The organism is Soehngenia saccharolytica DSM 12858, from assembly GCF_059568515.1.
Window position 1 is genome coordinate 21345 of record NZ_JCANTN010000023.1, and the last position, 9723, is coordinate 31067.

Annotated in this window: 10 protein-coding genes; 7 read left to right on the plus strand and 3 right to left on the minus strand. The window is 35.0% G+C overall.

Translation table 11 applies throughout. The features are described from left to right. Positions 1-19: 19 nt before the first annotated feature. Genes prdC through BO51_RS07235 form a run of 6 tightly spaced genes read left to right on the plus strand, consistent with a single transcriptional unit; the run spans position 20 to position 5147 of the window. Positions 20-1306, plus strand: coding sequence for a proline reductase-associated electron transfer protein PrdC (gene prdC, locus BO51_RS07210; RefSeq protein WP_496485355.1), 1287 nt, complete (start codon positions 20-22; stop codon positions 1304-1306). 11 nt (positions 1307-1317) lie between these two features. Next, complete coding sequence (gene prdA / locus BO51_RS07215; protein ID WP_496485356.1) at positions 1318-3195, plus strand: D-proline reductase (dithiol) proprotein PrdA; 1878 nt, start codon at positions 1318-1320, stop codon at positions 3193-3195. Further along, positions 3182-3406, plus strand: coding sequence for a CBO2463/CBO2479 domain-containing protein (locus tag BO51_RS07220; RefSeq protein ID WP_496485358.1), 225 nt, complete (start codon positions 3182-3184; stop codon positions 3404-3406). The genes prdA and BO51_RS07220 overlap by 14 nt, the downstream gene beginning before the upstream one ends. Further along, positions 3403-3855 carry a glycine/sarcosine/betaine reductase selenoprotein B family protein gene (locus BO51_RS07225; RefSeq protein ID WP_496485360.1) on the plus strand — a complete coding sequence of 151 codons (453 nt, stop codon included), beginning with the start codon at positions 3403-3405 and terminating at the stop codon, positions 3853-3855. Before BO51_RS07220 ends, BO51_RS07225 begins: the two co-directional genes overlap by 4 nt. 27 nt (positions 3856-3882) lie before the next feature. Next, entirely contained in the window at positions 3883-4128 is a 246-nt protein-coding gene (locus tag BO51_RS07230) for a hypothetical protein (RefSeq protein WP_496485362.1), read from the plus strand. A 14-nt stretch (positions 4129-4142) separates the two neighbouring features. Beyond that, the gene (locus BO51_RS07235) at positions 4143-5147 is read left to right on the plus strand and encodes a proline racemase family protein (protein WP_496485364.1); all 1005 of its coding nucleotides are present in this window, start codon (positions 4143-4145) and stop codon (positions 5145-5147) included. Positions 5148-5168: 21 nt separating this feature from the next. Here BO51_RS07235 and BO51_RS07240 read toward each other — a convergent pair whose 3' ends face one another. Next, the gene (locus BO51_RS07240; protein ID WP_496485366.1) at positions 5169-6407 is read right to left on the minus strand and encodes a metal-dependent hydrolase family protein; all 1239 of its coding nucleotides are present in this window, start codon (positions 6405-6407) and stop codon (positions 5169-5171) included. Between the two features lie 94 nt (positions 6408-6501). Next, the gene (locus BO51_RS07245) at positions 6502-8316 is read right to left on the minus strand and encodes a heme NO-binding domain-containing protein (protein ID WP_496485368.1); all 1815 of its coding nucleotides are present in this window, start codon (positions 8314-8316) and stop codon (positions 6502-6504) included. A 275-nt stretch (positions 8317-8591) separates the two neighbouring features. Between BO51_RS07245 and BO51_RS07250 the strand changes: the two genes are divergently transcribed. Beyond that, entirely contained in the window at positions 8592-9155 is a 564-nt protein-coding gene (locus BO51_RS07250) for a hypothetical protein (protein WP_135270278.1), read from the plus strand. A 417-nt stretch (positions 9156-9572) separates the two neighbouring features. Here BO51_RS07250 and BO51_RS07255 read toward each other — a convergent pair. After that, positions 9573-9723: transposase (locus BO51_RS07255; protein ID WP_496485372.1), on the minus strand; the 151-nt coding region annotated here is incomplete at its 5' end.

The window sequence follows — 9723 nt, forward strand, 5'->3', positions numbered from 1 at the left end:
CAATGATAGGAGGTGCAAAATGATATTAAATATACTGTTGAGGCAAGGAGCTGGTGCAATAGCAAAACCTATTGTATCTAAAGGAGAATATGTAAAACGAGGTCAACTCATAGCAATTCCAAATGGACTTGGTGCAAATATACATTCAAGCGCAAGCGGAGTCGTGACAGCTGTAAATGAAAATTCCATTATCATTGAAGCTAGTAATATAGATAAGGACAATTTCATCAAATTAGATAAAAAGGATTCATTGATTGAGATGATTGAAGATGCAGGCATTGTCGGTGCTGGAGGTGCTGGTTTTCCAACTCACATAAAGCTTAAATCTGAGCTTGTGGATGGAATTTTAATTGCAAATGCTAGCGAGTGCGAGCCAAATTTACATCACAACATAGAACTTGCGACTAAGTATCCAGATTTAATAATTCGCGGCATAAGTTTAGCTATGCAAGCACTAAATGTAAAAAAAGCTATAATTGCGATTAAAGAAAAGCACACAGAGGCAGTAAAAGCATTAAACAATGCAATTGGGAGCGAGAATATTTCAATAAAATATGTAAAAGATCTCTATCCATCCGGAGATGAAAGAGTTTTAGTTAGAGAGCTATTAAATGTTGAACTAAAACCTGGAGAACTCCCATTAAAAGTAGGGGCTGTAGTTTTAAATGTTGAAACGCTTAAAAACATCGCCCTGTGCATCGACAAGAGAAAACCCGTCATAGACAAGGATTTGACAGTTGGAGGAAGAGTGATTGATAGTCCTCGCGGGAAAGTCTATTTAGATATTCCAGTAGGTACGAGCTTTCAAGATATGATTGATAAGTCTAAAGGAGTAATAGAACCTTTTGGAGAAATAGTTGCAGGAGGAGCTTTTACTGGAAAGAAAGCAGATTTTTCTTATCCTGTCACAAAAGTTGTAGGTGGGATATCTGTGAGCATGCCTTTTCCAACTGAAAAGCGAAAACTTGGATTATTGGGTTGTGAATGTGGTGCAAGCATTGAAAGGCTAAGAGAAATTGCACAAGGAATGAATGCAGAAGTAGTTGCAAGCATAAATTGCAAGAGAATGGAAGATATAGGTAACAACAGGCTTAGATGCAATCTTCCAGGAGTCTGTCCTGGACAAGCAGAATCAGTATTGAATTTAAAAAGACAAGGTGCCGAAGCGCTCTTAGTTGGTAGCTGTCAACACTGAACGAATACCATAATGGAGGTAGCTCCTAGGTTAGGAGTTGGAGTTTATCACAGCACAGACCATATTTTAAGAGCATACGGGCATAGACTGATCAGAAGAATAAAATTATAGGAGTGATATAGATGTCAATCGATTTAGAAAAAGCGCTTCTACACAAGGACGATTATGCTGTTACTTGTTGTAGATTTGAAGAAGGCAAGACAATAGAACCTTCAATGCTTGAAGACCCAGAGATAATACCCGATTTAATCGATTCAAATTTACTTAATATTCCTGAAAACGCTCTTAAAATTGGCGAAGTGTTGGGACTTAAATTAAAAAAGACAGCTGATGCACTAACAGCTTTGACGGAAAGTTATGTTGAGGGAGTAAAAAGAGACAATAACTCAAAGATGGGAGAATACAAACAGGAAGAAAAAGAACTTCTTGTCGAGAACAAACCAACAAATATGGCGGCAAATCTACAAACCAATATGCCAAGCGTTAAGATAAAAATTGGAGAAGGCAAAGACATTGAGCTTGAATTTCCACTATTTACTTTAAATCAAAATGCACAAGAATTGCCATTATATACTCAAAAAGAAGAGAAACTTCAAGGCGAAAATGAAATTGAAGAAGAAAAGGTATTGGGAAAGTTAACTCGAAAACACATAAAAATTGATGAAGTGGTACTTGGTGAAGAAACTAAAATTGAAGGCAGTACTTTAACTTTGAGGAAAGGACTGATTGAAGAGGCAAAATCAGCAGATCCACTTATCATAGATGTTTCATTAGATATTATAAAAAGCAATGATTACTCAAAATACAGTGACACTATAATGGATGTTCAACCTATTGCCGTTAAAGAGGAAGGAGAACTTGGGGAGGGCATCACGAGGGTTTTGGATGGAGTGTGCATGGTGGTGACCGGCATTGACGAGAGAGGTTTCCAAATATCGGAATTTGGATCATCCGAGGGTGAAATGGACAGAAATATAATGTTTAACAGAGCTGGTTCTCCTGACTATGGAGACATACTCATTAAGACAAAAGTGGTTATCGAGAAAGAGAAGAACATGGAAAGGCCAGGGCCACTGGCAGCACATAAAGCAACAGAGGTCATAACTAAAGAAATCAGAATCGCCTTAAAGAAGGCAGATGAAGATTTAGTGTATAAAGAGGAGACATTCGAACACAAGAAAAGAGCAGGAAGGAAGAAAGCTGTCATTGTAAAAGAAATAATGGGACAAGGTGCAATGCATGACAATTTGATTATGCCATATGAACCTGTCGGAATTGACGGAGCTAAAGCGAATGTTGATTTAGGGAATGTCCCAGTAGTAGTTACGCCGCTGCAACTTTTAGATGGTTGCATTCATGCGCTTACTTGCATAGGACCTGCATCAAAAGAGACTTCAAGACATTACTTTAGGGAACCTCTGGTATTGGAAATGTTAAACGATGAAGAGATAGACTTAAATGCCGTTGTATTGGTAGGATCACCTCAAATAAATAGCGAGAAATTTTATGTGTCAAAACTTTTGGGAAATACTGTAGAAGCTATGAATGTGGATGGAGCTATTGTCACTACAGAAGGCTTTGGAAACAATCATATCGACTTTGCAAGCCATATCGAACAGATCGGGAAACGAGGTATCGAGGTCGTGGGAATGACCTTTGCCGGAGTACAAGGTCAGCTCGTAGTAGGAAACAAATACATGGATGCATTGGTTGATTTGAATAAATCTAGTCAAGGGATTGAAAACGAGATATTGGAAAACAACTGTTTGACCAAAGAAGACGCTATTAGAGCCATATACATGTTGAAAGCAAAGATGGCTGGAGAGAGAATTCAACCAGCTGAAAGAAAATACAATAAAGATGTAAAACTATCAAATATCAAACTCATTGAAGAAGCAACGGGTAAGAAAATAGAGTTATCTCCTAATGAGACAATTTTAAAGAAAAGCAAAAAGAGATTAGAAATTTACGAAAGAGAAGATGACCATGAAAGAAATTAAATACGATTTGCAACCTAGATTATACACTGGAGTCATTACGGATATTTCTGATATGGCTGTGGTCATAGAGATGAATGGAAGATTAGGAAGACTCAGTCTTTCAAGAAGAATGATCATATCGGATGATGAAATAAAATTGGGAGATGAAGTTTCCTTTATGTTGAGTTACCCAGAAGTTATACAAAAAAGAAGTGGGGGGAATATGATATGAAACTAACAGCAGTAAAGAACCTTAAATCAGAAATATATGTCCCTATAACGCCTGAAATAGTATGGACACCAGTCACAAAACCATTAAACGAAATGAAAGTGGCTTTAGTAACAGGTGCTGGAGTGCATTTAAAAACTGATAAAAGATTCAATTTAGCAGGGGATACAAGTTACAGGGTCATACCAAGAGAGGCTACGGGAAAGGATTTAATGGTAAGCCATGGAGGATATGACAATGCAGATGTCAATAAAGACATAAACTGCATGTTCCCAATAGACAGACTTAAAGAATTGGCGCAAGAGGGCTTCATTAAAGAAGTTGCTGAATTGCATTTCGGGACAATGGGCGGCGGAGGCGACATTGAAGCTTTTACAAATGTCACTGGACCAGAAATTGCGGAAAAATTAAAAGAGATAAAAGTCGACGCAGTTGTACTCACAGCAGGGTGAGGCACTTGCCATCGCTCTGCCGTGATTTTGCAGAGAACAATCGAAAAAATAGGCATACCTACAATACTAATTGCAGCATTGCCACCAGTAGCTAAACAAAATGGTGCGCCAAGAGTAGCTGCACCTAGAGTTCCGATGGGCGCAAATGTTGGAGAACCAAACAATGTGGATATGCAAATGGGAATTTTGAAAGACACGCTGAAAGCTTTAGTAGAAATAACTACTCCAGCGACGATAGTGCCATTAGATTATGAATACATCGCAAAAGTTTAAGAAAGGACGATAATATGGAGCTGAAAAGAAATATATTCACAGTTGATTCTCATACAGCAGGTGAACCCACAAGAGTTGTAGTAGGTGGATTTCCGCCTATATTAGGAGAAGATATGGCACAAAAGAGAAAGTATTTAAGCAATAATCTAGATGATTTGAGAAAGTTTTTGATGAGAGAGCCGAGAGGACATGAAAACATGTTTGGCTCGATAATAACTGAACCTGTGCACAAAGAAGCCTCCATTGGCGTAATATTTATGGACAATGGCGGATACTTAAACATGTGTGGCCATGGGACAATTGGCACATCAAAAGTTGCTTTAGAAATGGGCCTTATTAAAAAAGAATCACCGATAACAAGTTTTAAGATAGACACTCCCGCGGGACTTGTCGATGTAAATGCGAAAGTAAATGGAGATAAGGTAGAAGAGATTAGTTTCTTAAATGTGGCATCATTTGTATATGCTACTGATATAGAAGTTGATTTAGACGAATATTTAAGTTTTAATGTAGATATATGCTTTGGTGGAAATTTCTTCGCAATGGTGCCTGCAAATGTATTCGGGCTTGAAATAAATAAAGAGAACACATACAAATTCAGGGATTTAGGAATTAAAATCAGAGAATACATCAACAAAAACTTTAAAGTGGTTCATCCACTTTTGCCTAACATTAACACAGTGGATTTAGTAGAATTTTATGATCCTTTAAAAGATGGCCAGAATGGTTATAAAAACATAGTGGTGTTCGGCGAAGATCAATTCGACAGATCGCCATGTGGAACTGGCACATCTGCAAAACTCGCATTGATGTACCATAAAAAAGAAATTGACATAAATGACAGCATTTTATCCATTAGTGTTTTAGGAAGCCAACTACGAGGAAGAGTAATAAAAGAAGGTGAAGTGGGAGACTTCAAAGGCATAATTCCTGAAATAACAGGGAGGGCATTTATAACTGCATACAATAATCTCATCTTGGAAGATGAGGACATATTTGAACATGGAATAGAATTTTAAAAGGCTAGGGAAATCCCTAGCCTAATTTCTTTTTACAAATTTTCCTTCTTTCATTATCATTTTCATGTTGTCAGAATTTAAGTTTTTGATGTCGTCTAATGGATTTTCATCCAATACTAATATATCAGCAAATTTATTTGCTTCTAGAGTTCCTGTTATCTCATCAATTCTGAGCATTTCTGCGCCATTTTTTGTAGCAGCAACTATTACTTCCATTTCACTAAACCCAGCATTTTTCAGGGCGTACATTTCAGTTATCGCATATTTTCCATATGGTGTTAGACTAGAGCAAAATGAGTCAGATCCCACAGTTATCCTAATTCCCTTTTCTTTCGCATTTCTTAGATTGTCAATAATGCGGTTTAGTTCTTTTTCTGCGGTTGTGTTTCCTGGATAGTTATCCAGTATCTTTCTATATGGAGGCTCATAAACAGTAAACCATTCATAGAAGAATTGAAGTGTTGGGCAAAATGTTATGTCTTTTTCCTTCATTATCTGTAAGCACTCTTCGTTTAATTCTTGACCATGTATGATCACATCCACGCCGGCTTTTACAGAAAACAATGCTCCCTCATATCCTTCAGCATGAGACCATACTGGTATTTCAACCATTTTGCACTCATCAACTACTGCTTGGATTTCTTCCATTGTGTAGTGTGTATATGCTTTAGCATCGTATCTCCAAATACCCCCGCCCGTAGACCAGATTTTTATGGCATCAGGATTTTCTCTAAGTCTTTTTCTAACTGCTTTTCTCAATTCCCATGGCCCGTCGACTCTTTCTGCCCAAGGATGGGAAATATTGTTGTATTCCAAAGGCAATTTATGGCTATCTCCATGTCCTGCAGTTCTGCAAAAGCCAAGGCCTGTTGCTACAACCCTAGGCCCTTCAATTATCCCCTGTTCTATCATATTTCTAATATGTATTCCGAAACGAGATATTTCGCCTACTGAAGTCAATCCATGCAATAGGGCTTCTCTAGCCTGACTTACTGCGACTACAGCCTTTTGCTCAACTGGCTCCAATACCCACTCGCTGTCGTTATCTGAGAGATTTCCACTAAAGTGAAGATGAGTATCGATAAGTCCCGGCATGATCACTTTGCCATCTATGTCAATTACCTCATAGTCATCAGCAAATTCTACCATTTTGCCAGCATAGCTTATTTTTTTACCATCAACTAGCACCAGAGAATTGTCTACGGGATTTTTCCCGCTACCATCTATCAACAAACCACCTTTAAAAGCAAATTTTCCCATACATTTACCTCCATTTATTATATAGTCACACATTTATAGTATATTAAATAGCTTATACTTTCAATAAACAAAAAAGAAAAGCCAGTGGCTTTTCTTATAGGGTATATCTCTTCAATTCATTTTTCAAGAATGAAACTACTTCCTCGAGTTCTTTGATGTTTTCAGTCAAACTTACAATTTCTGAGGAGAAATTGGTAACATTTGCGCTCATTTCTTCTGATGTAGCACTATTTTCTTGTGTTATTGCAGCGAGGTTGTTGATGTTTTCAAAAACTTTGTCGATTTTTTTCGTTTCAGATAAGAGTTTTTCTGATATATCAGAAATCATATCTTTGACATCATTTATCATATTTGAAGCCAATCTACTGTCTTTAACTACATCTGCCACAGTCTGAGTGCCTGTCTCCAATTGTATAAACTGGTCATTAATCTGCCCAACCATGCTGTTGACACTTTTTGTGAATTCGTTTAAGCTTGAGTTTATTATATTTACAGCACCTTTTGAATTTTCTGCTAATTTCCTGATCTCTTCTGCGACAACACTAAAACCTCTGCCCATTTCTCCTGCTCTCGCAGCTTCAATGGACGCATTTAAAGCCAAGAGATTTGTTTGTTCAGCTATGCTTTCAACTGTGTTTACAATTTCAATAGTGCTTTTGATATTTTTACTCAATTCTTGACCTTGCTTGTTTACATTTGAAAAATTATTTTTTACCAATTCAAGATTAGTAGAAACTTTCTCAAGGTTGTCAAAAGAAGTTTCTATTTGATCCACAGCTTTACCTAGGCTTTCTTTGCCCTCCAATTGCATTTTGCTTATTTTATCTATCATTTCTATATTGTCGGATAAAATGCTTACGGAGTTTTCAGCTTCATTTGCTTGATGTACTGCACCGTCAGCAACTTCTTGAACTGCTTTTGAAATTGAGTCGGAAACATCTCCCAAGTTCTCCGCAACTTTTGAAAATTTGCCAATGAATGAATACAAGTCATCCATTCCACCTTTAAAATACGTTATTTCTTCTCTCAACCTGTTTTTTGATTCGTTTACTGATTGGAACAACATTTCATTGTAGTCATTAGTGTGCACAATTAAATCTTCATCCAATTGAATTTCGCCAAGTTTTTTAATTTCATCAGGCAAATCTAAAGATGGCTTGATGATTGTTCTAGACACAAGCAAAGTGGATAAAAATACAATTAGTGGTGCACTTATTAAAAGAATGTAGTCAGAAAAACCATTCAATATCGCAATGAGTGCGAATGTCAATATAGTCGGATAAATGGCAATTTTAACAGGCGCATATTTTATGAATGCCAGTGACAATATTTTTGACAGTTTATAGGTTCTATGTTTTTTATCTCCTTTTTCAAAATGAAGCTTTACCCTTACTACATGTACTCCTTCGCTATCTACATCTTTTTCTAGTATCTCGGATTCAATTTTCTCGTTAAAAAATTCTCCAGTGCCCTCTATAAGACCTAGAAAATAGTCAATTAAACCTCTTTTGGACTTATAAGTAATTATCAAGGTATTGTCATCAACATCTTCAGGAATTAACCTTGGAGGTTTTGCACCTGGAATCATTTTAGTAAGTTGAGTGTGTACTTTGTCCATCAATGCTAGGAAATTCTTGGCTGAATTTTTTTCAAAATAAGAAGGAAACCAATTATAGAAAGAGTTAATGTTGTTTTGACCTAAAACTCTCCACATTTCATTTGAACTCATGTTGTTTTCTTTTGCAAATGCGCTCATAAGACTAAGTATTTTTTGGTCATCGATCTCTTCCAGAGGAGTGATTAATTTATCTGGATTCCAGCCATTTTTTCTCATCACTTCATTTCTTTTTTCTTTGCCCATTATTTTTTCTATAGTGTTAAACCATATATTTACTACAGTACCTTTCATATTCACCATCCTCTTAGTGTTTGTATATTGTTCCTTATTTACCAATATCGGCTAATTTATAAATTGTTTAATGACAAGTTAAAAATTACCATTATTACAAATTGTTTACAAATTCTAAAAGGGGTTGAAATAGAACAAAAATTGTGATAAATTAAACAATTAAGATAAAGCCATAAGATTAAAATAATATTAGCATACAAATTAATAAAAATTAGATTCATAAGAAGTTCGATTAGGGAGTTTTTATATAGGTAAAGGAGGCGCTAAACTAAGCTATGAGAAAAATAAAAATAATATCCATAGTTCTAGTAAATTTATTAATTGTGATCCTTTTAACATCTTGCATAAATTCAAATGATGAAGAAAATATACCAGATGAAGATAAAGAGGTAATAGAGAGTTTTTTAAATTCATATTTTGAACAATTTAATTATTCTGAAGAAGATTGGGAAAATTTAATTGAAAAATTAGATGCAGAAATGATTAGATTAGGTAAAGATGAAATAGATCTAGAAATGTTAAATAATTTAGATGATGATTCTTGGATGAAAACATGGGAAGAAACTTTAACAGTAGAAGAAATTGATAGATTAATTAAGAACAGATTATTACCAAATTTATATTTGAAAGAATATAAAGAAGTCCAATACAGTATTGAAGAACTTAAAAAAACCAATGATTCAGATTCATATTCAGCCAAGATAAAATTTACAAATGTAGATAATAAAAATGATGAAAAGGAAATATATATCTTATTAGATATGGTAGATACTGAGCAAGGGCGACGTATAAAATATGTTGATTTGGAAGAATTTAAAAACTTGTTTGATAAAAAGTAACAAATAAGATATAACAATAGTAACTAAAAGTACAATAAAAGTACAATATATGTATGCTCTGATAAAAATGGATGATATTGCAAAGAGGACAAAAATCTCTATAAAATGAAAATGTGCAATACCAATAAAAATTAAAGAAAATTAAAGAAGTTAGAGAGATCATTTATCGTAGCTTGTATAACAAAATACTTATTTGTTCTCCGTTTGACTTAATTATATCATAGGGATATTAATAGCTAAAATAATAGGCTCTTTGTCAATTGTTGGGGTAGGATCAATTTTGATCCTGCTCCAATACTATATTTAAGAACATTTTTACATATAGGTACTAGTATATTGGTTTTTAAGCGCACTTAAATAAACCTAGCTAAAATATAGGTTTTCCACATATATTATTTACTTGTAAATTTGACCCCTCTAGTTTGTACAATGAATAATTCTATTTCGGAATCTCTTAAAATTCCTTATCCCAAAAGATATTCTCTTTAATACCTTAATTTTATTGTTAAATCCTTCAGTTGGTCCATTAGTATAACCATATCTAAAAGCATTCTTTATCTCATTTATC